Origin of the sequence: Allobosea sp. OAE752 (genome assembly GCF_050433265.1) — a bacterium.
GTDB classification, from domain to species: domain Bacteria; phylum Pseudomonadota; class Alphaproteobacteria; order Rhizobiales; family Beijerinckiaceae; genus Allobosea; species Allobosea spartocytisi.
The window spans coordinates 115,957-139,973 of the sequence record NZ_JBNPXO010000013.1 but is presented as its reverse complement, the minus strand read 5'-3'; the positions used below and the strand labels follow the sequence as shown (position 1 = coordinate 139,973).

Sequence of the window (24,017 nt, the reverse complement as noted above, 5' to 3'; positions counted from 1 at the left end):
CCAGCTCCGCCGCGCTGCTTGAGGTAAGCCGGAGAACTGGCCTGAGTGACATTTCTAACGAGCACAGAAAGCGACTTGTCTAACGAGCTCTGACAATAGATGTAGGCGCAAAGTTAGAATGTCTCACCGTGGCAAACTAGGAATGTCACACTCCTCCGCCGTGACGTGCGTTGGAGTCTGGCATGGGCTGGGTGGAGATGAGCGAACGGGAGCTTCGCCGCGCTGAGGTGCTGGCATCGGTCTTTGCGGGCCGATTGACGATGACCGCGGCAGCCGACCTCATGGACGTGACGCGGCGCCAGGCGCATCGGCTGGCGCGACAGTTTGCGGATCACGGTGCGGCGGGCCTGCGCCATCGCGCTCGCGGACGCCCCTCCAACCGTTTGCTGGGAGCGCATGTTCGACAGATGGCCATGGCCTATGTCACCGAGAGCTATCCGGATTTTGGGCCGACCTTTGCGAGCCAGATGCTTCTTGAACGCCATGGCCTGAGCGTCTCGCGCGAGACGCTGCGCAAGTGGATGAGCGAGGAAGGCCTCTGGCTCTCGCGCAAGCAGCGGCGCCAGTTTCATCAGCCTCGCATTCGCCGCGAACATTTTGGCGAGTTGGTCCAGATCGACGGCAGCGAGCACCGCTGGTTCGAGGATCGGGGCCAGCGCTGCACGCTGATCGTCTTCATCGACGATGCGACCGGGCGCCTGGTCGGGCTTCGTTTCGTCCCATCGGAGAGCGCCTTTGCGTATTTTGAGACGTTGAAGGGCTATCTGACGAGCCACGGACGTCCCCTCGCCTTTTATTCCGACAAGCACTCGATCTTCCGGGTGTCGAAGCCGCAGGCTCAAGGCGGTCAGGGCATGACGCAGTTCGGGCGCGCTTTGAGCGAGCTCAGTATCGAGATCTTGTGCGCGAACTCGAGCCAGGCCAAAGGGCGGGTAGAACGGGTGAATCGGACGCTGCAGGACCGTCTCGTGAAGGAGCTGCGGCTGGAAGAGATTTCGACGATCGAGGCGGCCAACGCCTACCTTCCAGCGTTTATCGTGCGCTTCAACGAGCGTTTTGCTTCAGCTCCAGCGCGGTCGAACGATCTTCATCGCCCGTTGGACCGTAACCCCGCGCAACTCGATACGATTCTGGCTTGGCGAGAGCAACGCTATGTCACTCAGCAACTAGCCCTGTCCTATGACAGCAAGCGGATCATTCTGGACGAGACGCCGCTGACAGCCGGGTTGGTCGGCAAATACGTCGAGACCTACGAGTTCCCTGATGGACGGCTCGAGGTGCGTTGGAAAGGCCTCACTCTGCCGTATCGCGTCTTCGACAAGAAACAGCGGGTCACGCACACGGCGATCGTCGAGAACAAGCGCCTCTCGGAGGCCCTGGCCTGGGTGAAAGAGCGCCAGGACGAGATCAAACCGGTGCCGCCAAAGACGCACAGCGAAGCCGGCGGCTACGCGCCTCGACCGAAGGGGCACCGAGGTCGGATCTCCTTCGTCGACCGTCATGTCGCGGCGAAAGCGGCACATCGCACCGCCTCTGCCGGCGCTGCTGCGAAACTCGGGCTCTCCGCAGCCCCGGCAGAGGCTCCGTAGCGCCCTGTGACATTTCTAATTTGCGGCAGCCTGAGACATTTCAAACCGGTTGCAACAATAGATACACATCCCGATGGCGCTTCATGGCAGATCGTCGAGCCCTGCCCGTCGGTGGCTCAGACGATCTCTCCGGTCTCGGATCGCTCTCCAGCGCCTATCCGCCGATAGGCGAAGTATCGCCCTTCAGGAACATCGTGCGGCAGCGGCTCCGGCCTTAGTGCCGGATGATCGAGTGCCCAGCCGCTGACGACCAGAGCGGCGGGCGCCGCCAGTGCGGCGACCTCCGCCGGCAGCCAGCTCAAGGCAACCGCATCGCGCTCGGGCACCCCGGTCGTGACATCGACATGGATCAGGACGGCGCTCGCTCCATGTTGGGCGGCGAAAGCCGGCAAGGTCTCGGCCATGTCGCCGATGACGAGCAGCCGCGCCGGAGGCATCGATTGCGGATGGGCCTTGGGGTCGCGCTCGAAGACATGAATCGCACGGCCCGGCAGGCGTTCGCGCAGATGGTCATAGGTTCGCCCGTTGCCGAGCCCCAGTTCGAGCACGAGCCCGTCCCGGCCAACGGTCTGCGTCGCGGCCCAGTCGAGCACGCTCCGCTGGGCCTCGAGACGGCGGATGAAGCTGTCGAGCCGGCTCATGCGGAGGCTCCTCCGCCCAATCGGGATACGGAACACCGCATCGATCCGTGCGCCGTCATGGCCGATCCCTCCATCCTATTGAGCATTGCCAAGGGCCGACGACGCGGCCCTATAGTCGCGCAGGCGGCACGCACAAGACGAGCCTCGCTTCAACGGCCGAGAAGAGCCGCCTTTCCGGGAGAGAAACAGAGATGATGACAAAACGATACCTGCTGATGGCTGCCGCTGCGGTTTCGCTGACGGCCCTGTCCATGCCTGCCCATGCCCAAAGCTGGCCGACGAGGCCGATCACCTTCATCGTACCCTTCCCGGCCGGCGGCGGCACCGACGCGTTCGCCCGGCCCCTGGGCGCGCAACTCGACCAGCAGCTCGGCCAGCGCATCGTCATCGAGAACCGCGGCGGAGCCGGCGGCACGGTCGGTGCTTCCGCCGCGTCGAAGGCGGCGCCGGACGGCTACACCTTCTTCGTCGGCGCGGCCCATCACGCCATCGCGCCGGCGCTCTACCCCAAGCTCGACTACGACATCCAGCGAGATTTCATCCCGATCGCGGTCATTGCCCAGCCGCCGCAGGTCATCGTCGTGAATCCGGGCAAGGTCGAGGCGAAGACGGTGGCCGAGCTAGTGGACTACGCCCGCAAGAACCCGGAAAAGCTCAACTATGCCTCCGCCGGCAACGGCACGACGCACCATCTCGCCGGTGAGCTCTTCCAGATCTCGACCAAGACGAAGCTGACCCATGTGCCCTATCGCGGCGCCGGACCGGCGCTGCAGGATACGGTCGCCGGACAGGTCGACTTGCTGTTCGACGGCCTGGGCTCCTCGGCGGCGCAGATCCAGAGCGGCGCGCTGCGTGCGCTCGCGGTCGCGGCGCCGACGCGCTCGGAGACCGTCCCCGACGTCCCGACCGCGAAGGAAGCTGGCCTCGAGGGTTTCGAGGTCTCGACCTGGTATGCGCTCTGGGCGCCGAAGAATACGCCGCCGGAGATCGTGACCCGGATGCGGACGGAGGTCGAGAAGGCCCTTCAGTCGCCGATGATCACGGCCGCCTGGAAGAAGAACGGCTCGCCGATCCCCTCGCTCAGCGGCGAGGCTTTCGGCAGGTTCGTGACGGCGGAGGTCGAGCGCTGGGGCGGGGTCGTGAAGGAGGCGCAGGTCAAGCTGGAGTGAGGGAGCCCTCACCCGGCCTCCGCGCCCTCCTCCTCATCGAGCACGGCCCTCGCCACGGCAAAGCCGAAGCCGAGCCGGGCGAGCACGGCCAGATCCTTGCGGCGCAGGGTGGCGGCATCCGCCGTACCATCTGCTGAGCGGCGCCAGCTTCCCAGGCGCTTGCGCCGCGCCGCGATACGCGCGGCTGCAAGTTCGCTCTCCGCATCGGTTGTCGCGACAGCCTCGACGAGTTCGCGATCGACACCCTTCGCCGCGAGCCGGCCGGCCACCGCTCGACCGGAAAGGCCCTTGCGCCGCAGGCTCGCCGTTCGCGCCTCGGCGAAACGGCGGTCGTCGACGAGCTGCAGCGAAACGCATTGCGCCACGACCTCGTCGAGCAAAGCCGCGTGCAGGGCCGGATCTTCGCCGTGATGGCGGCAGCTCATCGCGATCTTGCGGGCCAGAACCCTGCGCAACTGCGCGGCAGGCGCCGCATAGCGCTCGAGATAATGCAGTGCCGCCCGACGCAGATAGGTCACCGTGATCCGGCGTGGCACGCGGGTTTTGCGGGCCCCCTGCCCGCCCGAATCCTGCTGACCGGCCATGCTAGTCCGAAACCGGCTTGGAACGGCCGGCCTTGACGCCGGAGCGGCGCTCCTTCGAAGCGAGCCGGCGCTCCTTCGAGGCTTTCGTCGGCTTGGTCGCGCGGCGGACCTGCGGGCGCACGGCCGCCGCCCGGATCAGCTCAGCGAGCCGTTCCACGGCCTCCTCGCGATTGCGCTTCTGGCTGCGATGCGCCTGCGCGACAATGACGATGACGCCATCCTGCGTCAGCCTGCTGCCGGCGAGCTTCATCAATCGGATCGCGACGTCGTTCGGCAGCGACGGGGAGCTGCGCGCATCGAAGCGGATCTGCACCGCGCTCGACACCTTGTTGACGTGCTGGCCACCGGGACCCGAGGCGCGCACGAAGCTTTCCTCGATCTCGCTCTCGTCGATGGCGATGGACGGGGTGACTTGAATCATGGGAGTGAGCTTACCTCAATCCACGGAGCCTGGCAGCGTGCAGCCTTCCCGAGATATCGCCCGCCTAATCGAAATCATGGCCGCCCTGCGTACGCCCGGCACCGGCTGCCCCTGGGATCTGGAACAGGACTTCGCCTCGATCGCGCCCTACACGATCGAGGAAGCCTATGAGGTCGCTGACGCCATCGCGCGCGGCGACAAGCTGGATCTCAAGGACGAGCTCGGCGATCTCCTGCTGCAGGTCGTCTTCCATGCCTGCATGGCCGAGGAGGAAGGCTCCTTCGCCTTCCCCGATGTCGTCGAGGCGATCACCTCGAAGCTGATCCGCCGCCATCCGCATGTCTTCGGCGATGCGCGCGACCTGTCGCCGGCCGAAGTCAAGGCGCTCTGGCATCGGATCAAGGCTGAGGAGAAGGCCGACAAGGCTGCCGCGCACGCAGCCGCCGGCCTGCCTCCGAAGGAGGAGAACAGGAGCGTCCTCGCCGGCGTGGCGCATGGCCTGCCCGCCCTCTCCCGCGCCTGGAAGCTGCAGGCCCGCGCCTCGACCGTCGGCTTCGACTGGAACGACGCACGCCTCGTGCTCGACAAGATCCGCGAGGAAACGCAGGAGATCGAGGAGGCGCTCGCTGGCGGCGACAAGGCCGCCATCCATGAGGAAATCGGCGATCTGCTTTTCGTGATCGCCAACCTCGCCCGCCATGTCGACGCCGAACCGGAGGGCTGCCTCGCCGCCGCCAACGCCAAGTTCGAGCGCCGCTTCAAGGGCATCGAGGCGGCTCTCGAGGCCGAGGGCCGAACCGCCAAGGAGGCGAGCCTCGAGGAGATGGAAGCGCTCTGGCAAGCAGTGAAGAGGGCCGAGAAGGCAAGCGGCTGAAACACGCTCTCTATCGGGCAAGCAGAACCGTCGCTGCCCTCGCAATGACCGCGCGGTCTATCTTTGCCGCTCAGCCTGCGGGAAACGTGCCGTGAACGCCCCTTCCCGCTCCCGCGGCAGGCGCACGGTGAGCGTGAGTCCGCCTTCGGCACCATCTTCGCGCGCCAGGATCTCGCCATTGGCATGGAGCCAGGCCAGCGACTTGCCATCGCCGGCCTCCAGCACGAGGGCGTAGACCGGCCGGCTCCGCGCGATGCGCGTTTCGATGGCGGCGGTCAGGCGGTCCATGCCCTCCCCGGTCAGGGCCGAGACCAGCACGGGGCGGCTTTCTTCCGGGCGATGCGCCGCGACCTCGAGCTGGCGGGCGCGCTCCGTTTCGCCGAGCAGATCGGCCTTGTTCCAGACCTCGATCACGCGCTGGCCGTCATCCGGGTTGATACCGAGATCGCGCAGGATCGCCTGGACGTCGGCAGCTTGTGCCTGCGTGTCCTCATGCGAGACGTCCCGGACATGCAGCAGCACATCGGCCTCGATCGCATCCTCCAGCGTGGCGCGGAAGGCGGCGACGAGCTGGGTCGGCAGATCGGAAATGAAGCCGACCGTGTCGGAGAGCATGATCCGCGCGCCATGCGGCAGCTTGATCGCGCGCGCCGTCGGGTCGAGCGTGGCGAAGAGCATGTCCTGCGCCAGCACCTCGGCCGAGGTCAGCCGGTTGAACAGGGTCGACTTTCCGGCATTGGTGTAACCGACCAGCGCAACGATCGGATAAGGCACGCGTTTCCGACTGGCGCGATGCAGCGAGCGGGTGCGCTTCACGCTCTCCAAATCGCGCTCGATCTTGCTCATCCGCTCCTGGATGATGCGCCGATCCGCCTCGATCTGGGTCTCGCCAGGGCCGCCGAGGAAGCCGAAGCCGCCGCGCTGGCGCTCAAGATGGGTCCAGGACCGGACGAGCCGGCTCTTCTGATAGTTCAAATGGGCGAGCTCGACCTGCAGCGTACCTTCCTTGGTGCGGGCGCGCCGGCCGAAGATTTCGAGGATGAGCCCGGTGCGGTCGATGACCTTGCAGCCGAAGGCCTTTTCGAGATTGCGCTGCTGGACCGGCGACAGCGCGCAATCCATCACCACAAGGCCGATTTCCTCGATCTTGATGCGCTCGGCCAGCTCCTCGACCTTGCCCTTGCCGAGATAGGTCGCCGGCCTCAGGGCCGTGAGCAGCACCTGCACGGCCTCGACCACCGTGAGGTCGATGGCGGCCGCCAGGCCGACGGCCTCATCGAGGCGGGCGACGAAGGAGCGCTGATTGCTGTCGACCGCGAGGCCACGCTTCTGCTGATACGGGCCGACCACATAGGCGCGCGTATTCGCCGCGATCTCGCGTTCGATCTCGTCGAGCGGCTTGGGGCCTGAAACCTTCACCGCCGCCCGTTGCTTGTCGTCTTCGCGGCTGGCCGCCAAATCAGTTCTTGTCCGTTTCCTCAGGCTCGAACAATTGCACGGGGTGCCCCGGCATGATGGTCGAGATCGCGTGCTTGTAGACGAGCTGCGAGTGACCGTCACGCCGCAGCAGCACGCAGAAATTGTCGAACCAGGTCACGACGCCCTGCAGCTTCACGCCGTTGACGAGGAAGATCGTCAGCGGAATCTTCTGCTTGCGCACGTGATTGAGGAACGTGTCCTGGAGGTTTTGAGCCCGCTCTGCGGCCATGGGTAGTCCCTATTGTTGGGATCGCCGATCGGATTGTATCCGCGATCCAGTTCGTCCCGTTCTGGCCGGAAAGCCACCTTACCGACCCGAGACACCGACATCACATTAGATCGTTGACTTCGCATGCAACGCAAGTGCAGCAAAGCCGTGTTTTTAGGCATCCTACCTGCGTGACGCGCAGATGGGCATGCGCAAGGCGCCTGACGCTCACCCCACTCCCAGCGATTTGAGCTTCCGGTGCAAGGCGGAGCGCTCCATGCCGATGAACTCGGCCGTCCGCGAGATATTGCCCGAGAAACGCGCGATCTGGGCGATCAGATATTCGCGCTCGAAGATCTCGCGCGCATCGCGCAGCGGCAGGCTCATCAGGCGTTCCCCGCCCGAGCCCGACGGCGTCGTCGGGACCATCGCGCCAACCTCCGCCGGCAGCATCTCGACGGTGATCTCCGAGGTCGGGTCGCCCTTGGTCAGGATCATCAGCCGCTCGACATTGTTGCGCAGCTCCCGGACGTTGCCGGGCCATTCATGCGATTGCAGCACGGCCATCGCATCCGCGCCGATCTGCCGCTTGGGCAGGCCCGAGGCGACCGAGATCTGATCCATGAAGAACTCGATCAGCTCCGGCACGTCCTCCCGTCGCTCCGACAGCGGCGGCACCTTGATCGGGACGACGCCGAGGCGGTGGTAGAGGTCTTCGCGGAAGCGCCCATCAGTGATGAGCTGGGCCAGGTCGCGGCTCGACGAAGAGATGATGCGGACATCGACATGGACGCGTGTCGCCCCGCCGACGCGCTGGAAGTTCTGATCCACCAGCACCCGCAGGATGCGGTTCTGCGTCTCCCGCGGCATGTCGCCGATCTCGTCGATATAGAGCGAGCCGCCATGCGCCTCCTCGAGCGCGCCGACGCGCCGCGAGCGCCCGTCCCCGCCTTCGACGCCGAAGAGCTCCTCTTCCATCGTGTCGGGCGTGATCGTCGCCGCGTTGATCACGACGAACGGGCCGGAGGACCGGTTCGATGCCTCGTGCAGGGTGCGGGCCGTGAGCTCCTTGCCGCAGCCGGGCTCGCCGGTGATGAGGACTCGCGCATTGGTCGGCGCGACGCGTTCGATCGTCTGGCGGAGCTGGTTGACCACGGTGGAGTGGCCGACGATGCGGTTCGCCTGGACCGAGCGTGTCTTGAGCTCCCGCACCTCCCGGCGCAGCCGCGATGCTTCCAGCGCTCGCTCGGCCACGAGGACCAGCCGGTCCGCCTTGAACGGCTTCTCGATGAAGTCGTAGGCGCCGCTCTTGATGGCCGAGACGGCCGTCTCGATGTTGCCGTGGCCGGAGATCATCACCACGGCGAGGTCGGGGTGGCTCTCCTTGATGAGGGCGAGCACCTGCAAGCCGTCGAGGCGGCTGCCCTGCAACCAGATGTCGAGAAAGACCAGGTTCGGCCGCCGGGCCGCGATCGCCGCCAGCGCCTCGTCGGCGGAACCCGCCTTGCGGGTCCGATAGCCCTCGTCTTCGAGAAGGCCGGCGACCAGATCGCGGATATCGACTTCGTCGTCCACTACCAGGATGTCAGCACTCATAGGCGTGTCCCATTCTGCATGTCATGCTCTGGCGCGGCGCTGCCTCGCTCGGCAGCCTCCTCGCCATTGTCGGCCTCCTGAACCGGGCCTGTTTCGGGGAACCAGAGACGGATGCGCGCGCCGCGCGCGCCGTCGGGTCGGTCGAGCAGCTCGATGCCGCCGCCATGGTCTTCGAGAATCTTGCCGACGATGGCGAGGCCGAGCCCGGTCCCCCCCTCGCGGGTGGTCATATAGGGCTCCAGCAGCTTCTGGCGCTGGTCTGCGGGCAGGCCCTTGCCGTTATCCGTGACGTCGATGACGATCCGGCCATCGGCCCAGCGCTCGAACTGGACCTGGATCAGCCCCTGCCCTCGCTCCTCGGGCGGAACCGCCTCGATGGCTTCCGTCGCGTTCTTGATGACGTTGGTCAGGGCCTGCGAGATCAGCCGGCGGTCGAACCGGGCCTGCATGGCTTCCGCCGGCAGGCTTTCCTCGATCGTCGTCTCGGGATTGCCGACCCGCCAGAGGAAGACGATCTGCCGGACGGTCTCGACGATGTCCTCGCGCAGCAGCGCGGGCTTCGGCATGCGGGCGAAGGAGGAGAATTCGTCGACCATGCGCCGGATGTCCTCGACCTGCCGCACGATCGTATCCGTGCACTGGTCGAAGACCTCCTTGCCCTCGATGATGACCTTGCCGAACCGGCGCTTGATGCGCTCGGCCGAAAGCTGGATCGGCGTCAGCGGGTTCTTGATCTCATGCGCGATGCGCCGGGCGACATCGGCCCAGGCCGCCGTGCGCTGCGCCGAAACGAGGTCGGTGATGTCGTCGAGGGTCACCACGAGCCCGGCATTGATCCCCTCGCCCTCATGCACGGCGCGGATGTTGACGACACGGTCGCGCCCTGCCCGCGAGATCGTCACCTGGCCGGAACTCTGCCGCTGGCGGCCCTGAAGCGCGTCGGCGACGAAACTCGCAACCTCCGGCGCGATCTCCGCGATCGGCTTGCCGAGCAGCCGTCCGCCGGTGCCGATCAGGCTCTCGGCCGAACGGTTGATGATGGTGATGTGGCCTTCATTGTCGAGGCTGAGCACGCCGGACGACACGCCCGACAGCACGGTCTCGGTGAAGCGCCGGCGCCGGTCGATCACCTCGCTCGCCGTGACCAGCCCGTCGCGCTGCCGGCGCAGCTCCGCCGTCATCTTGTTGAAGGTTTCCCCGAGATGGGCGAGGTCCCCCTCCGAGCGCTTGATCGGCACCTGCACATAGAAATTGCCGCTCGAGACCTGGTCGGCCGCATGGATCATCCGCCGGATGGGCGCGACCAGGCGATTGGCGAAGCTCAGGCCGAGCCAGATCGCCGAGAGCAGCAGGATCAGCGCGATCAGCCCATACATCGAGGCGAAGGCGATCTGGACGCCCTTCCGGCGCGCATCGATCGAGAGATACTCAACCGCCGCGCCACGCGCGACCGCCGGGAACTCGACCGCCAGCGGGTCCACCTCGCGGGCGATGTAGAGGAAATTGCCGTCATAGATCGGCAGCTTCACCAGCGCGCCGAAGATCCTGCCGGTGCGCGGAATCACGCAGATCGGATCCGGCGAGGCCGAGGCGTCGTCGAAGGCCGCCTGGTCGGGCTTCGGCGGATCCTTCAGCACGTCGATATTGGCGCGCACGACCGTCTTGTCCGGCGGTTGCATGATCGCCGCCACAGGCAGGCCGAGCGCGGTCGCCCGGGCGGTCATGAAGCTGTCGAACCATTTGCGGTCGACATCGAAGGCAGGCTTCGCCCGCGTCAGATCGTCCGCCAGCACGCGGATCTCGCGGCCGAGCGACTTGCACTGGCTGGCGGCATAGGCATCCGCCACCTCGACCGATTTGAAGATGGCGTCGCGCATCCGGTCGGAGAACCACGGTTCGAGCCCGCGCTCGATCGTCACCGTCGCGATGACCGCGACGAGAATCGCCGGCAGCGCCGCGATGAAGCTGAACAGGCCGACGATGCGGACATGCAGGCCCGCCGCCGCCGCGCCCGCCTTGCGGGCCCGGATCAGCACGGCGGCCTCGAAGACCACGACGACCAGCAGGGCCAGGATCAGCAGCGCGTTCAGCACGAAGACGCCGATGACCACCTCGTGCACCGGCGCGATCGGCGTCGCGCCCGACAGGACGAGGAAGGTCAGCAGCGCCGAAACCAGCGCGAGAACGACGATGATCCCGCCGATCCACCCGGAGACGTGGCGCTGCTTTTCCTCGGCGCGCGGCACGATCCTGGTGTCACTCACGGAAAACGACACGATATTCGACAACTCCAGGGTGCGCGGCCGGCAGCCGGTCGCGCTCGCATGCGTCACTGATGCGCCGACGCAACGGTGTTGTCAAAATATGACATAGGCAAGGCAAGCCGGCCGGTCGGTGCCGGCGGCCGCACTATCGGCCGATGGCCTCTGAAAGCCGCCCGGAAGCGCCGCGAGGCTTCAGCGTGGCGTCCGCACCACCTGCATGTCGAGCTCGCGGATCTTCTTGCGCAGCGTGTTGCGGTTGAGTCCGAGCAGCTCCGCTGCGCGGATCTGGTTGCCGCGGGTCGCGGCGAGTGCGGCCGCGATCAGCGGCGGCTCGATCTCGCGCAGGATGCGGTGATAGAGCCCGGGCGGCGGGATATTGTCGCCAAATCCGCCGAAATACTGGTTGAGATGGCGCTCGACCGAGCCCGACAACGTTTCCGCCCGTTCCGGCGCCGTGCTGGCGCCGCTGTAGCCCGGCGTCGCGCTTGCCGGCTGCAGCTCCGCCTCGACGATCGGGGCGGTGATGGTTTCCTGTGGATAGAGCGCCGCCAGCCGCCGGACCAGATTCTCCAGCTCACGGACGTTGCCGGGCCAGCGATAGCGCCGCATCACGTCCATCGCCTCCGAATCGACCTGCTTGCGCGGCAGGCCCTCCTTCTCGACCAGCGAGAAGAAGTGGCGGACGAGATCCGGGATGTCCTCGACGCGCTCGCGCAGGGGCGGCAGGCGGATCGGCACCACGTTCAGGCGGAAGAACAGATCCTCGCGGAACAGCCCCTGCGCGATCGAGATGCGCAGATCCTTGTTGGTCGCCGCCACGATGCGGACATTGGTCTTGATCGGCGTGCGCCCGCCGACCGTGGTGTACTCGCCCTGCTGCAGCACGCGCAGAAGCCGGGTCTGCGCCTCCATCGGCATGTCGCCGATCTCGTCGAGGAACAGCGTGCCGCCTTCCGCCTGCTCGAAGCGGCCCGACGAGCGGGTCAGCGCGCCGGTGAAGGCGCCCTTCTCATGGCCGAACAGCTCCGATTCGATCAGGTCCTTCGGGATCGCCGCCATGTTGATCGCGACGAAGGGGCCGTTCTTGCGCTTGCCGTAATCGTGCAGCGCCCGCGCCACCAGTTCCTTGCCGGTGCCGGATTCGCCGTTGATCATCACGGTCAGGTCGATCGGCATCAGGCGCGCCAGCGCCCGGTAGACGTCCTGCATCGCCGGCGAGCGGCCGATCAGCGGAATGTCCTCGGCCTCGCCCACCTGGGCGCGGGTCGCATCGCCACGTGGCCGCGACATGGCCCGCCCGACGATGGCGACGAGTTCCTTCAGGTCGAAGGGCTTCGGCAGATATTCATAGGCACCGCGCTCGGAGGCCTTGATCGCGGTCATGAAGGTGTTCTGCGCGCTCATCACGATGATCGGCAGCTCCGGCCGCACCCGCTTGATACGCGGCAGCAGGTCGAAGGCGTTGCCGTCCGGCATGACGACGTCGGTGATGATGAGATCGCCGAGCCCCTGCGCGGCCCAGGTCCAGAGCGTTGCCGCCTGCCCGGTTGTCCTCACCTCATAACCGGCCCTCGCGAGCGCCTGGTTGAGGACCGTGCGGATCGCGGCGTCGTCGTCGGCTACCAGAATGTTCCCAGTCGGCATGTGTTCGCGCTGGCCTTACGTTGCCTGTCCCGGGCGCTGATGCAGGGGCAGGAGAATCCTGAAATTGGTACGGCGGGGAACGGACTCGCATTCGACGATTCCGCCATGATCGCCGATCACCTTGGCGACGAGTGCAAGTCCAAGGCCACTTCCCTGCGCCTTGGTCGTGACGAAGGGATCGAAGAGGAGGTGCAGCAGGTCCGACGGCACGCCCGGACCGTTATCGCGGATGACGATCTCGAGCGGCAAAGCGATGCGATCGGACGATCCGGGCACCTGCATGCGGATACCCGGACGATAGGCGGTCGACAGGGTGATCTCACCGTCTATCGCTTGTTCGCCAATGGCTTCAGCGGCGTTCTTCACCAGATTGAGCAGCACCTGGACGAGCTGGTCGCGGTTGCCCGACACCGGCGGCAAGGAAGGATCGTAGACCTCGTTGAAGCGGACATGCCGGGCAAAGCCGGATTGTGCCAGGCGCTTCACATGGTCGAGCACGTCATGGACGTTGACCGCGTCGCGTTCGCTCGGCCGCTCGTCGCCGAACAATTCGACGCGCTCGACCAGCTTCACGATCCGGTCGGTCTCGTCGCAGATGAGCTGCGTCAGCATCCGGTCGGAATCCGAGATCGAGCCTTCGAGCAGCTGCGCCGCGCCGCGTATGCCGGAAAGCGGATTCTTGATCTCATGAGCCAGCATGGCGCCGAGCGCCGTGATCGAGCGGGCTGCTCCTCGATGCGTCAATTGCCTGTCCATTTTTTCGGCAATTGTCCGTTCTTGCAGCATCAAGACAACGGCAGGCCCCTGATTGGGCAAGGGAGAGGCGAAGACATCGACGATGCGCTCATTCCCGAGGCGGGGACAACCCAGGTCGAGCCGGTACTCGCTGACGCTCGCGCCACGGCGATGCACCTCCTCGACCAGCGCCAGCACCGGCGATCCGAAAGCGATGAGGTCGTCGAGCCTCTGCCGCCTGAGCAGGGCGACGCTCGACTGAAAGAAGTTCTCTGCCGCCATATTGGCATAGATGACCGCATGAGCCTCGCCGATGACGAGCACGGGCATCGGCAGCACATTGAGCGCCTGCATCTCGATCGGGTCGAGCAGGTAGCTGGCTCGGCCCTGGGCGCCCGTCTCAGCAAACATCACCGTCATCAGCTCGACTCCGGTTCAAGCCGCTTCGCGGCAGCGATCGGTGGAAAACAGCCCCGACAGCGCGGCGATGACCTGCCGCGGCTCCTCCGAGGTCAAAAGAATGCGCCGGCGCTCCGGATCGGCCTCGCAGCCATCCGCCAGCGCATCGTCGGCATAGGCGGCCAGATGCTTGCGCGCATGACGCACGCCATGCGCGATCCCCATCAGCGCCAGCAACCCCTCGTAATGCTCGCGCGCCATGGCGAGCTTGTCCGAGAGCGTCACCGTCTGCGCCGGCAGACCGTCGAGCGCGGCCCCGATCGCGCCGACCAGCCAGGGCCGCCCGAGAGCGGCTCGTCCGACCATGATGAAATCGGCGCCGGACTGATCGAGACAGGCGCGGGCGTCCTCGACATCATGGATGTCGCCATTGGCCACGAGCGGGAAGTCGCCAGCCGCCCGGACCGCCGCAATGGCGCGCCAGTCGGCCTTGCCCTTGTAGAATTGCTGCCGGGTGCGGCCATGAACGGTGATCAGCCGCGCGCCCGCAGCCACGGCGCGGCGCGCCAGCTCGGGCGCGTTGCGCGAGGCATCGTCCCAGCCGAGCCGCATCTTCACCGTCACCGGCACCTTCACGGCCGCCACGGCGGCTTCGACCAGGCTGACCGCGTGATCGAGATCGCGCATCAGCGCCGAGCCCGCCCAGCCGCCCGTCACCTTCTTGGCCGGGCAGCCCATATTGATGTCGACGATATCGGCGCCATTCGCCTCGGCCAGCCGCGCCGCCTCCCCGAGCCAGTGCGGATCGCAGCCGGCGAGCTGCACCACATGGGGCGAGACCCCCTGCCCTTCGGCACGGATGCGCGCCTCCTCGCTGCCACGGACGAATTCATCCGAGGCCACCATCTCCGAGACGAGGATACCCGCGCGGAAACGGCCGGCGATGCGGCGCATGACGATATCGGTCACGCCTGACATCGGCGCCAGGAAGGCGCGGGACTGGATCGGGATACCGGCGATCTGCAACAACTCACAGCCTGCTTTTGAGGCAATCTCTAGGATGCATATTTATTGGACATTGCTGCATAAGCGCAAGCGTCTTGACGTTGATATTGCGATGCAACATCGCCGCACCCCCTGCCCGAGCGCCACCGAATTGGCTATGGCTTCCGCCGATTGCGATTTCTCCGTCCAGGGCAAGGGAACGTGCCGAACCGAATCGAGACCTCCGCCCCCGTCGCCGCCCTGCTCGTCGCGGCCGGTCGCGGCTTGCGCGCAGGCGCCGGCCAGCCGAAGCAATACAGGCTGATCGACGGGCGCCCGGTTCTCGCGCAGGCGCTGGCGCCTTTTCTGGCAGAGCCTGCGATCGGCCGCGTCGCTGTCGTGATCGGCGAGGGCGACGAGGATCGCTATGCCGACGCCATCGCCGGCCTCGACCCCGCGCGCCTTGCGCCGCCGACCATCGGTGGCGCGACCCGGCAGGACTCCGTCCGGCGTGGGCTGCAGGCGCTGGCGCGCGACGGCTTCGATGGCATCGTGCTGGTCCATGACGCGGCGCGCCCCTTCGTCTCGCCGGCCCTGATCGACGCCGCCATCCGCACATTGGACGAAAGCGGGCTCGCGGCCATCCCCGCCCTGCCGGTCACCGACACGATCAAGCGTATCGACGAGCGCGGCCACATCGCCGAGACGCCGCCCCGGGACCGGCTCGTCAGCGTGCAGACCCCGCAGGCCTTCCGGTTCGGCCCTTTGCTGGCCGCTCACGAGGCGGCCAGCGCCGCGCTCCTGCACGGCTTCACCGACGATGCCGCGCTGATGGAATGGGCCGGCCATCCCGTCGCAACCTTTGCGGGCGATCCCGCCAACATCAAGCTGACGCATCCGGAGGATTTCATGCGGACCGGCGCCGGCAACGGCAAGCTGCTCGTCACCCGCGTCGGCACGGGCTACGATGTCCACGCCTTCGGGCCGGGCGATCATGTCTGGCTCGGCGGCGTCAGGATCGGCCACGATCAGGGCGTCGTCGCTCATTCCGACGGCGACGTCGCGCTTCATGCCTTGACCGACGCGTTGCTGGGGGCGCTGGCCGAAGGCGATATCGGCACGCATTTCCCACCGAGCGATCCGCAATGGCGCGGCGCCGCCTCAGCGAAATTCCTCGCCTTCGCGGCGGAGCGCGTGCGCGAGCGTGGTGGTCGCATCGACCATCTCGACCTCACCATCGTCTGCGAGGCGCCGAAGGTCGGCCCGCATCGCGACGCGATCCGCGCAGCGATTGCCGCGGCCGCCGGCGTCACGCCCGGCAAGGTCGCGATCAAGGCGACGACGTCGGAGCGCATGGGCTTCACTGGCCGGCGCGAAGGCCTCGCTGCGCTGGCCACAGCGACGGTCCGGCTGCCCGAGGAGGAGTGAAGCCATGTTCGATCCCGACATCCGCGCACTTGCGGCCGAGCTGCTCGACATGAGCAAGGAGCGCGGCTTCACCGTCGCGACGGTCGAATCCTGCACTGGCGGCCTCGTCTGCGGCGCGCTGACGGCGATCGCCGGCTCGTCCGCGATGGTACTGGGCGGGCTGATCACCTATGCGAACGAGGCCAAGGCGGCTCTCGCCGGCGTTCCCGAGCCCCTGCTGAAACAGCACGGCGCCGTCAGCGAACCCGTCGCCCGTGCCATGGCGGAAGGCGGCCGCAAGCGCCTTGATGCCACCTTCGCGGTCTCGATCACCGGCGTTGCCGGCCCCGGCGGCGGCAGCGTCGAGAAGCCGGTCGGGCTCGTCCATTTCGCCTGCGCCGGCCCTTCCGGCACGCGCCATCGCGAACGCCGCTTCGGCGAGAAATCGCGCGATGAGATCCGCCGCCTCAGCGTGCTGGAAGCGCTTGATCTGCTGCGCGAGACGGCGCTGACCGGGCCGTAGGAACTCTGCTTTCGCGCGTTCTCTGCAGCGCTCGGCAAGCTCTATGTTCCGAGGGCTGCAGCCCCACCGCGTCCATAGACCTGATCGGCGCGGCGCTCGAAGGCCTCCGAGAACTTGCGGAAGGCCTTGTCGAACATGGCGCCCATCAGCAGGCCGAGCATGCGGCTGGCGAATTCGTAGGAAATGAAGAAGCCGACCTCGCAGCCGCTCTCGTTCGGCTTGAAGGTCCAGCGATTCTCCAGATGCCGGAACGGCCCGTCGACATATTCGACCAGGATCTTCAGGTTTGCCGGATCGAGCGTCACGCGGCTGGTGAAGGTCTCGCGGATCGCCTTGTAACCGACCGTCATATCGGCCAACAGCACCTCGCCCCCGCCTTCGCGCGGCGTGCGGCGGCGCACCACCAGCCCCTCGCAGAGCGGCAGGAATTGCGGATATTTCTCGATATCCGCCACGAGCGCGAACATCTGCTCGGGCGAGTGTTTCACCCGGCGGGTGCTGTTGAACATCGGCATGGGGAACGGCGCCGTCAGCCGCCGAGCTTTGCCGCGCGATTCGCGCGCAGCCGGGCGAAATCCTCGCCGGCATGGTGCGAGGAGCGGGTCAGCGGCGTCGAGGACACCATCAGGAAGCCCTTGGCATAGGCGATGGTCTCGAAGCTCTTGAACTCGTCCGGCGTGACGAAGCGGATCACCGCATGGTGCTTGCGCGAGGGCGCGAGGTACTGCCCGATGGTCATGAAGTCGACCTCGGCCGAGCGCAGATCGTCCATGAGCTGGAGAACTTCGTTCCGCTCCTCGCCGAGCCCGACCATGATGCCGGACTTGGTGAAGATCGTCGGGTCGAGCTCCTTCACCTGCTGCAGCAGCCGCAGCGAATGGAAATAGCGCGCGCCCGGTCGCACCTTCAGATACTTGCCCGGCACGGTCTCGAGATTGTGGTTGAAGACGTCGGGCTTGGCCGCGACGACCACTTCGAGCGCGCCCGGCTTGCGCAGGAAGTCCGGCGTCAGGATCTCGATGGTGGTGCCGGGCGAAGCCTTGCGAATGGCGCGGATCACGTTGGCGAAATGCTCGGCGCCGCCGTCCTTGAGATCATCGCGGTCGACCGAGGTGATGACGACATGCTCGAGCCCAAGCTTGGCGACGGCATCCGCGACCTTACGCGGCTCCTCCAGATCGAGCGGCAGCGGCACACCGGTCTTCACGTTGCAGAAGGCGCAGGCCCGCGTGCAGGTGTCGCCCATGATCATGAAGGTGGCGTGCTTCTTCTCCCAGCACTCGCCGATATTCGGGCAGCCGGCCTCCTCGCAGACCGTGACCAGCTTCTCGGCCTTCACGATCTTCTGCGTCTCGGCCCATTTCGGCGAGCCTGGCGCCTTGACGCGGATCCAGTCCGGCTTGCGCAGGACCGGGTTTTCCGGCCGCTTCTGCTTCTCGGGGTGGCGCAATTCCGCTGCGGGCTGGCGAGCTTCCGCCTTCGGATTGCCGGCATTGGGTCGCGGATCGCGGTTCAGAAGGTCGAGAACAAGCGCCATAACGGGGTCCGGGCTTCAAAAGCAGGAGCCGGCAAGGCCGGCTCCCTCTTAGCTAATCCCCAAAGCGCGCTCCCGCAACTGCCCGACGGGCGAGCACTCCTCAGCGGCGCCCGCGCGCCGCGTTCCAGATCACGATGATGACGATGGCGCCGGCCACCGCAGCCGTCAGCGTCCGCCAGAAGCCGAAGACCGGAACCTCCAGCAATTCGGCGATCTTGGCGCCGACGAAGGAGCCGGCGACGCCGACCAGCATGTTGGTGAAGAGACCGTGATCGGATGAGGTCAGGCGCTCGGCGATCCAGCCGGCGATGAGACCGATCAGCAGCGTCATGAAGAAACCGTAGCCCGGCTGGGCCATGGTGGCGGCAAAGCTTTCCATCGCGGATATCCCCCTAGCCATGCGCGAAGGCGCGCGCCGATAACCGTAAGCCCTGCGCGAAAGTTCCTGAAGACGAAATCCAAACTTACGCGATGAAGCGTGCCAGCAGGATGACGAGGATGGCACCCAGCACCGCCATGCCGGCATCGTCGAGGAAACCGTAGCCCGTATTCAATCGCCAGCCGGTCAGGCGCACGATGCCCTGCCCTACCAGCATGCCGAGCACGCCGACGACGGCATGGCGGATCAGCCCGCCTCCGCCGACCACAAGGCTCGCGGCGAAGCCGATGACGGTGCCGGACGCCACTGTCGGGACGATGACGCTCCAGTCGAGCGGCAGCGTCCGGCGCGGCGGCAGGATCTCGATATCCTCGTCGCGGACGACGCGGTCGGGCTTCGGCGATTTGCGGGTGCGTGGCGGCATGGGCGCAATATGGAGCGCGGACGGGCGGGCGCCAAGTCGCTGCGGGCGAGCGTCGCTGCCGATCAGCGGACCATCGCTGCGAGCGCGGAAACCGACGTCGCCGCAAGTGCGCCACCGAAATTATGCCCGCCCCCGACGATCTGCGCTCTCGCGGGCAGCCCCCTCGCCTGCACCTTCGCTACATAGTCCGCCGCCAGTTCCGGGCGGGTGTTGTCGTCCGCCTGTCCGGTGACAGTGACGATCGGCGTCCCTGCGGGAATGCCGGACACGTGGTCCACCGGCGACTGAGCCGCGCCCGGCCGCCGGCCTCGGCTGGCATACCAGGCCGGAACGTCGCAAGGGCATGACACCAGCACGAGGCCGTTGATCAGGCCGGGATGGCTTCCGGCCACGACGCCGATCGTGCCGGCGCCGCCCGAATGCCCGAGAGCCACCACGCTGCGGGCGTTGTAGATGCGCTTCAACTCCTGGATCGCCCCGGCGACAGCGCTGTTGTTGCCGGATTGGAACGTATCCCGACGGCCATTATCGGAGCCGTCGCTGCGACGGCCGGCGCGGTCGTAATAGCCGGGCCGCAGCAGGGCGACGGCCACCACATTCTTGCGGCCGGCCGCGAACCGCCTGGCATGGCCGTACATGTAGTCGGCCGGCCCTCCGGCCGAAACGTCCCCGTGAACAAAGATGGCGAGGATGGGGCGCGTCCCGCCGCCGGGTGCCGCGCCGAACGCTTCATAGGCCAGGCCGTTGGCGCATGTATCGCCGTCACAGGCCAAGGCTCCCGCGCCGCCGAACAGGACAGCCGCGAGAACGGTCAGCAGCCTTGCACCCGCACGCTTCATGGCACGCCCCCGCCGCCATACCGCCCATGGAAAGCCAATTTCCAGGCTCTCCGCCGTGACTGCGCAGCTCAGGCGTTCAGCACCTTGCCGTAAGCATCGAGCACGCTTTCCTTCATCACCTCCGACAGCGTCGGATGCGGGAAGATGGTATGCATCAATTCTTCCTCGGTCGTCTCGAGGTTCATCGCGACGACGAAGCCCTGGATCAGCTCGGTCACCTCCGGGCCGACCAGATGGGCGCCGAGCAGCTTGCCGGTTTTGGCGTCGAAGATCGTCTTGGCGAGGCCGCTGTCCTCGCCGAGCGCCACGGCCTTGCCGTTGGCGACGAAGTTGAAGCGACCGACCTTGATCTCGTGGCCGGCGGCCTTGGCCTTCGCCTCGGTCAGGCCGACGCTGGCGATCTGCGGGTGGCAATAGGTGCAGCCCGGGATCACCGACTTGTCCATCGGGTGCGGATGCAGCCCCTTGATCGCCTCGACGCAGATCACCGCCTCATGCTCGGCCTTGTGCGCCAGCATCGGCGGGCCGGCGACGTCACCGATGGCGTAGACGCCCTTGACGTTGGTGCGGCAGAGATCGTCGATGACGATGCAGCCGCGATCGGTTTTCACGCCGAGCGCCTCCAGCCCGATATTCTCGATATTGCCGACGACGCCGACAGCCGAGATCATGCGGTCGGCCGTGATCGTCTGCTTGCCGCCCTTCTCGTCCTCGATGTGGGCGGTAATCGAATCCGCCCCCTTCTCGACCTTCGTCACCTTGGCGCTGGTGATGATCTTCATGCCCTGCTTCTCGAAGGCTTTCCGCGCGAAGGCGCCGATCTCGGCATCCTCCACCGGCACGACCTGCGGCAGCACCTCGACGACGGTCACCTCGACGCCCATCGTCCGGTAGAACGACGCGAATTCGATGCCGATGGCGCCCGAGCCCATCACCAGCAGCGATTTCGGCATCTTGGCGGGGACCATCGACTCGAAATAGGTCCAGATCAGCTTGCCATCCGGCTCGATGCCGGGCAGCGCGCGCGGCCGGGCGCCGGTCGCGACGATGATGTGGTCGGCCGTATAGGTGCCCTCGCCCTTGGCGCCCTTCGGCACCGGCCCTTGCGGTTGCATCGCCGGCTTCTTGGTCGGCGCGACGGCGATCGTGCCGGGCTTGGTCAGCTTGGCCTCGCCCCAGATCACGTCGACCTTGTTCTTCTTCATCAGGAACTGGACGCCGTTGTTCATCCTGACCGCGATGCCGCGCGAGCGCTTCACGACGGCATCGAGATCGGCCTTGAACGAGCCTTCCAGCGTGAGCCCGTAATCTTTGGCATGCTGGCCGTAATGCAGGATCTCGGCCGAGCGCAGCAGCGCCTTGGTCGGGATGCAGCCCCAGTTCGAGCAGATGCCGGCGAGATGCTCACGCTCGACGATCGCGGTCCTGAAGCCGAGCTGGGCGGCGCGGATGGCGGCGATATAGCCGCCAGGGCCGGAGCCGATGACGATGATGTCGTAGTCAGCCATGGTGTTTCTCCCGCCGCCTCAGACCAGCATCGCCATGGGCTTCTCGATATAGCCCTTGAACGCCGCGAGAAGCTCGGCACCAAGCGCGCCGTCGACGGCGCGGTGGTCGGTCGAGAGCGTCACCGACATCACCGTCGCGACAGCCGGCTGACCGCCCTTGACGATGACGCGCTGCTCGCCGGCGCCAACCGCCAGGATCGTCGCATGCGGCGGATTGACGATCGCCGCGAAGTCCTTGACCCCGAACATGCCGAGGTTCGAGACTGCCGTCGTGCCGCCCTGATACTCTTCGGGCTTCAGCTTGCGGGCCTTGGCGCGGGCCGCCATGTCCTTCATCTCGTTGGAGATCTGCGACAGCGTCTTGTGGCAGGCATCGCGGATGATCGGCGTGATCAGGCCGCCCGGGATCGAGACGGCGACGCCGACATCGGCATGCTTGTGCTTGAGCATCGTGTTCTCGGTCCAGGACACGTTTGCGTCCGGAACCGCCTTGAGCGCCAGCGCCAGCGCCTTGATGACCATGTCGTTGACCGAGAGCTTGTAGGCGGGCTTGCCGTCCTTCTCCGGCGCGGCCGCATTGAGCTCCGCGCGCAACTTGAGCAGCGCGTCGAGTTCGCAATCGACCGTGACGTAGAAATGCGGGACGGTCTGCTTGGCCTCGAGCAGGCGGCGCGCGATCGTCTTGCGCATGCCGTCATGCGGGATTTCTTCATAGGAATCCGGCGCGAACAGCTTCTTGACCGCCTCGTCCGAGGGGCCGGTCGCGAGCGGCGCGGCGGCGGGCTTGGCCGTGGGAGCAGCGGCAGGCGCAGCCGCCGGAGCAGCCTTGGCGCCGCCGCCCTTTTTGGCAGCCTCGACATCCTTCTCGACGATGCGGCCATGCGGGCCGGAGCCAGCGATGGCGGAGAGGTCGAGCCCGGCCTCTTTGGCGAGACGCCGCGCCAGCGGCGAGGCAAAGGAACGGCTGCCGTCAGCCTTCGCCGGAGCAGTCGCAACCGGTGCTTCAGCCGCCTTGGCAGGCGCAGCGGCGGCCGGAGCGACTTCGGCTTTCGCAGGCTCGGACTTGGGAGCTTCCACCTTCGGCGCAGCGCCGACCGCCGGTGCGGAGACGCTCTTGGCGTCCTCGCCCTCGCCGGCGATCACGCCGATCACCTCGTTGACTGCGACATCGGCCGTGCCTTCCGGCACCACGATCTTGGCGAGGATGCCCTCATCGACCGCCTCGACCTCCATCGTGGCCTTATCGGTCTCGATCTCGGCGATGATGTCGCCGGACTTGATGGTGTCGCCTTCCTTCTTCAGCCATTTGGCGAGATTGCCCTTCTCCATCGTCGGAGAGAGCGCGGGCATCAGGATGTTGGTCGGCATCGGTCAGCCCCTCTCAGCGATAGCAGACGGCCTTGGCCGCCGCGACGACCTCGCCGATATTCGGCAAAGCGAGCTTCTCGAGGTTCGCCGCATAAGGCATCGGCACGTCCTTGCCGGTGACGCGGGCGACGGGGGCGTCGAGATAGTCGAACGCCGCCTCCATGATCTTCATGCCGATCTCGGCGGTGACGCCGGACTGCGGGAAGCCCTCCTCCACCGCGACGCAGCGATTGGTCTTCTGCACGGAGGCAACGACCGTCTCGATATCCATCGGGCGGATCGTGCGGAGGTCGATGACCTCGGCCTCGATGCCGTCCTTGGCCAGCGCCTCGGCGGCGCCGAGCGCATAGGTCATGCCGATGCCGAAGGAGACGATGGTCACGTCGGTGCCCGGCCGCACCACCTTGGCCTTGCCGATCGGGATCAGGAAATCATCGCCCTTCGGCACGTCGAAGGACTTGCCATACATGATCTCGTTTTCGAGGAAGATCACCGGGTTCGGGTCGCGGATCGCGCTCTTGAGCAGCCCCTTCGCGTCGGAGGCGCTGTAGGGCATCACCACCTTGAGGCCCGGCACGTTGGAGTACCACGCCGCATAGTCGTGGCTGTGTTGGGCACCGACGCGGGCGGCCGCGCCGTTGGGGCCGCGGAACACGATCGGACAGCCCATCTGTCCGCCGGACATGTAGAGCGTCTTGGCGGCGGAGTTGATGATCTGGTCGATCGCCTGCATGGCGAAGTTGAAGGTCATGAACTCGACGATCGGCCTGAGGCCCGAAAGCGCCGCGCCGACGCCGATGCCGGCGAAGCCATGCTCGGTGATCGGGGTGTCGATGACGCGCTTGGCGCCGAATTCCTGCAGCAATCCTTGAGTGACCTTGTAGGCGCCCTGATACTCCGCGACCTCCTCGCCCATGACGAAGACGTCACCATCGCGGCGCATCTCCTCGGCCATCGCGTCACGCAGCGCCTCGCGGACCGTCTGGCTGACGATCTCGGCGCCGGCCGGGAATTCGGACGAAGCGTCATAGGCCTTCGCCTGGGCCGGCACGCTCTCGGGCTTGCTGGCAGCGGGAGCGTCTTCCGCCTTGGCCTCGGGCTTCGGCTCTTCCTTGGCCTCGGCCGGCTTCTCGGCCGCCGCCTTGCCGGCTCCGCTCGCCGCGGCGCTGACATCCTCGCCATCGGCGGCGATCACGCCGATCCGCGTGTTGACCGCGACATTCTCGCTGCCGTCCGGCACCAGGATCTTGGCGAGGATGCCCTCATCGACCGCCTCGACCTCCATGGTCGCCTTGTCGGTCTCGATCTCGGCGATGATGTCGCCGGACTTGACCTGATCGCCCTCTTTTTTCAGCCACTTGGCCAGTTTTCCTTCCTCCATGGTGGGAGAAAGGGCAGGCATGAGAATGTCGATCGGCATGAACGCACCCGGATTCTAGACGCGG

The 24,017-nt window shown here is 66.6% G+C and carries 23 protein-coding genes; 5 read left to right on the top strand and 18 right to left on the bottom strand.

Annotation, left to right across the window (positions count from 1 at the left end; all coding sequences use genetic code 11):
• The first annotated feature begins 182 nt into the window (after positions 1-182).
• On the top strand, positions 183-1,589 hold the full coding sequence (locus tag GGC47_RS25345) for an ISNCY family transposase (protein WP_429069537.1): 1,407 nt from the start codon (positions 183-185) through the stop codon (positions 1,587-1,589).
• A gap of 116 nt (positions 1,590-1,705) precedes the next feature.
• Here the strand turns inward: GGC47_RS25345 and GGC47_RS25340 are convergent, their stop codons facing one another.
• Positions 1,706-2,230: a class I SAM-dependent methyltransferase gene (locus GGC47_RS25340; RefSeq protein ID WP_142020974.1), complete on the bottom strand. Its 525-nt coding sequence runs from the start codon at positions 2,228-2,230 to the stop codon at positions 1,706-1,708.
• A gap of 191 nt (positions 2,231-2,421) precedes the next feature.
• Here GGC47_RS25340 and GGC47_RS25335 point away from each other — a divergent pair, with 191 nt between their 5' ends.
• Complete coding sequence (locus GGC47_RS25335; protein ID WP_210245590.1) at positions 2,422-3,399, top strand: Bug family tripartite tricarboxylate transporter substrate binding protein; 978 nt, start codon at positions 2,422-2,424, stop codon at positions 3,397-3,399.
• Between the two features lie 8 nt (positions 3,400-3,407).
• On the opposite strand, the gene GGC47_RS25330 is transcribed toward GGC47_RS25335, so the two are convergent.
• Entirely contained in the window at positions 3,408-3,983 is a 576-nt protein-coding gene (locus GGC47_RS25330) for a regulatory protein RecX (protein ID WP_142020975.1), read from the bottom strand.
• A 1-nt stretch (position 3,984) separates the two neighbouring features.
• Positions 3,985-4,404 (bottom strand): alternative ribosome rescue aminoacyl-tRNA hydrolase ArfB, encoded by a 420-nt coding sequence (gene arfB / locus GGC47_RS25325; protein ID WP_112762243.1) that lies wholly within the window; start codon positions 4,402-4,404, stop codon positions 3,985-3,987.
• A gap of 37 nt (positions 4,405-4,441) precedes the next feature.
• On the opposite strand from arfB, the gene mazG reads away from it, so the two are divergent.
• Positions 4,442-5,278, top strand: a complete 837-nt coding sequence (gene mazG / locus GGC47_RS25320; protein WP_142020976.1) for a nucleoside triphosphate pyrophosphohydrolase — start codon at positions 4,442-4,444, stop codon at positions 5,276-5,278.
• 57 nt (positions 5,279-5,335) lie between these two features.
• On the opposite strand, the gene hflX is transcribed toward mazG, so the two are convergent.
• The 7 genes from hflX to dusB form a co-directional block, all read right to left on the bottom strand.
• Positions 5,336-6,760, bottom strand: a complete 1,425-nt coding sequence (hflX, locus tag GGC47_RS25315) for a GTPase HflX (protein WP_465247256.1) — start codon at positions 6,758-6,760, stop codon at positions 5,336-5,338.
• Positions 6,738-6,986, bottom strand: coding sequence for an RNA chaperone Hfq (hfq, locus tag GGC47_RS25310; RefSeq protein WP_038365847.1), 249 nt, complete (start codon positions 6,984-6,986; stop codon positions 6,738-6,740). Before hfq ends, hflX begins: the two co-directional genes overlap by 23 nt.
• Positions 6,987-7,193: 207 nt before the next feature.
• A complete protein-coding gene (gene ntrX / locus GGC47_RS25305; RefSeq protein WP_038365845.1) occupies positions 7,194-8,561 on the bottom strand; it encodes a nitrogen assimilation response regulator NtrX in 1,368 nt (455 codons plus the stop codon).
• Positions 8,558-10,825: a sensor histidine kinase NtrY-like gene (locus GGC47_RS25300; RefSeq protein ID WP_370955653.1), complete on the bottom strand. Its 2,268-nt coding sequence runs from the start codon at positions 10,823-10,825 to the stop codon at positions 8,558-8,560. The genes ntrX and GGC47_RS25300 overlap by 4 nt, the downstream gene beginning before the upstream one ends.
• Positions 10,826-11,017: 192 nt before the next feature.
• Positions 11,018-12,469 carry a nitrogen regulation protein NR(I) gene (ntrC, locus tag GGC47_RS25295; protein WP_142020977.1) on the bottom strand — a complete coding sequence of 484 codons (1,452 nt, stop codon included), beginning with the start codon at positions 12,467-12,469 and terminating at the stop codon, positions 11,018-11,020.
• 15 nt (positions 12,470-12,484) lie between these two features.
• Positions 12,485-13,558, bottom strand: a complete 1,074-nt coding sequence (locus tag GGC47_RS25290; protein WP_051988336.1) for a two-component system sensor histidine kinase NtrB — start codon at positions 13,556-13,558, stop codon at positions 12,485-12,487.
• Positions 13,559-13,639: 81 nt separating this feature from the next.
• Positions 13,640-14,629, bottom strand: a complete 990-nt coding sequence (gene dusB / locus GGC47_RS25285) for a tRNA dihydrouridine synthase DusB (protein WP_142021081.1) — start codon at positions 14,627-14,629, stop codon at positions 13,640-13,642.
• A 180-nt stretch (positions 14,630-14,809) separates the two neighbouring features.
• Between dusB and GGC47_RS25280 the strand changes: the two genes are divergently transcribed.
• Both GGC47_RS25280 and GGC47_RS25275 read left to right on the top strand, forming a co-directional pair.
• Positions 14,810-16,015: a bifunctional 2-C-methyl-D-erythritol 4-phosphate cytidylyltransferase/2-C-methyl-D-erythritol 2,4-cyclodiphosphate synthase gene (locus tag GGC47_RS25280; protein ID WP_142020978.1), complete on the top strand. Its 1,206-nt coding sequence runs from the start codon at positions 14,810-14,812 to the stop codon at positions 16,013-16,015.
• Positions 16,016-16,019: 4 nt separating this feature from the next.
• Positions 16,020-16,517: a CinA family protein gene (locus tag GGC47_RS25275; RefSeq protein WP_112762248.1), complete on the top strand. Its 498-nt coding sequence runs from the start codon at positions 16,020-16,022 to the stop codon at positions 16,515-16,517.
• A gap of 41 nt (positions 16,518-16,558) precedes the next feature.
• On the opposite strand, the gene GGC47_RS25270 is transcribed toward GGC47_RS25275, so the two are convergent.
• The 8 genes from GGC47_RS25270 to GGC47_RS25235 form a co-directional block, all read right to left on the bottom strand.
• Complete coding sequence (locus GGC47_RS25270; protein WP_112762249.1) at positions 16,559-17,032, bottom strand: type II toxin-antitoxin system RatA family toxin; 474 nt, start codon at positions 17,030-17,032, stop codon at positions 16,559-16,561.
• A gap of 14 nt (positions 17,033-17,046) precedes the next feature.
• Entirely contained in the window at positions 17,047-18,054 is a 1,008-nt protein-coding gene (gene lipA, locus GGC47_RS25265; protein WP_038365835.1) for a lipoyl synthase, read from the bottom strand.
• A 100-nt stretch (positions 18,055-18,154) separates the two neighbouring features.
• A complete protein-coding gene (locus tag GGC47_RS25260; protein ID WP_038365832.1) occupies positions 18,155-18,433 on the bottom strand; it encodes a GlsB/YeaQ/YmgE family stress response membrane protein in 279 nt (92 codons plus the stop codon).
• An 85-nt stretch (positions 18,434-18,518) separates the two neighbouring features.
• A complete protein-coding gene (locus GGC47_RS25255) occupies positions 18,519-18,857 on the bottom strand; it encodes a GlsB/YeaQ/YmgE family stress response membrane protein (RefSeq protein ID WP_142020979.1) in 339 nt (112 codons plus the stop codon).
• 62 nt (positions 18,858-18,919) lie between these two features.
• Complete coding sequence (locus GGC47_RS25250; RefSeq protein ID WP_142020980.1) at positions 18,920-19,696, bottom strand: alpha/beta hydrolase family protein; 777 nt, start codon at positions 19,694-19,696, stop codon at positions 18,920-18,922.
• A gap of 68 nt (positions 19,697-19,764) precedes the next feature.
• On the bottom strand, positions 19,765-21,204 hold the full coding sequence (gene lpdA, locus GGC47_RS25245; RefSeq protein WP_142020981.1) for a dihydrolipoyl dehydrogenase: 1,440 nt from the start codon (positions 21,202-21,204) through the stop codon (positions 19,765-19,767).
• 18 nt (positions 21,205-21,222) lie between these two features.
• A complete protein-coding gene (locus GGC47_RS25240) occupies positions 21,223-22,572 on the bottom strand; it encodes a pyruvate dehydrogenase complex dihydrolipoamide acetyltransferase (protein ID WP_142020982.1) in 1,350 nt (449 codons plus the stop codon).
• Positions 22,573-22,585: 13 nt separating this feature from the next.
• On the bottom strand, positions 22,586-23,992 hold the full coding sequence (locus GGC47_RS25235; RefSeq protein WP_038365823.1) for a pyruvate dehydrogenase complex E1 component subunit beta: 1,407 nt from the start codon (positions 23,990-23,992) through the stop codon (positions 22,586-22,588).
• Positions 23,993-24,017 lie beyond the last annotated feature (25 nt).

Coding starts and splice junctions, on each gene's coding strand:
- lipA (WP_038365835.1), bottom strand. CDS start 18,054: ATGGCGCTTGTTCTCGACCTTCTGAACCGCGATCCGCGACCCAATGCC.
- GGC47_RS25235 (WP_038365823.1), bottom strand. CDS start 23,992: ATGCCGATCGACATTCTCATGCCTGCCCTTTCTCCCACCATGGAGGAA.
- GGC47_RS25345 (WP_429069537.1), top strand. CDS start 183: ATGGGCTGGGTGGAGATGAGCGAACGGGAGCTTCGCCGCGCTGAGGTG.
- GGC47_RS25240 (WP_142020982.1), bottom strand. CDS start 22,572: ATGCCGACCAACATCCTGATGCCCGCGCTCTCTCCGACGATGGAGAAG.
- GGC47_RS25340 (WP_142020974.1), bottom strand. CDS start 2,230: ATGAGCCGGCTCGACAGCTTCATCCGCCGTCTCGAGGCCCAGCGGAGC.
- hfq (WP_038365847.1), bottom strand. CDS start 6,986: ATGGCCGCAGAGCGGGCTCAAAACCTCCAGGACACGTTCCTCAATCAC.
- GGC47_RS25250 (WP_142020980.1), bottom strand. CDS start 19,696: ATGAAGCGTGCGGGTGCAAGGCTGCTGACCGTTCTCGCGGCTGTCCTG.
- GGC47_RS25270 (WP_112762249.1), bottom strand. CDS start 17,032: ATGCCGATGTTCAACAGCACCCGCCGGGTGAAACACTCGCCCGAGCAG.
- GGC47_RS25260 (WP_038365832.1), bottom strand. CDS start 18,433: ATGGAAAGCTTTGCCGCCACCATGGCCCAGCCGGGCTACGGTTTCTTC.
- arfB (WP_112762243.1), bottom strand. CDS start 4,404: ATGATTCAAGTCACCCCGTCCATCGCCATCGACGAGAGCGAGATCGAG.
- GGC47_RS25290 (WP_051988336.1), bottom strand. CDS start 13,558: ATGCAGGCGCTCAATGTGCTGCCGATGCCCGTGCTCGTCATCGGCGAG.
- GGC47_RS25255 (WP_142020979.1), bottom strand. CDS start 18,857: ATGCCGCCACGCACCCGCAAATCGCCGAAGCCCGACCGCGTCGTCCGC.
- lpdA (WP_142020981.1), bottom strand. CDS start 21,204: ATGGCTGACTACGACATCATCGTCATCGGCTCCGGCCCTGGCGGCTAT.
- ntrX (WP_038365845.1), bottom strand. CDS start 8,561: ATGAGTGCTGACATCCTGGTAGTGGACGACGAAGTCGATATCCGCGAT.
- GGC47_RS25335 (WP_210245590.1), top strand. CDS start 2,422: ATGATGACAAAACGATACCTGCTGATGGCTGCCGCTGCGGTTTCGCTG.
- GGC47_RS25330 (WP_142020975.1), bottom strand. CDS start 3,983: ATGGCCGGTCAGCAGGATTCGGGCGGGCAGGGGGCCCGCAAAACCCGC.
- GGC47_RS25275 (WP_112762248.1), top strand. CDS start 16,020: ATGTTCGATCCCGACATCCGCGCACTTGCGGCCGAGCTGCTCGACATG.
- ntrC (WP_142020977.1), bottom strand. CDS start 12,469: ATGCCGACTGGGAACATTCTGGTAGCCGACGACGACGCCGCGATCCGC.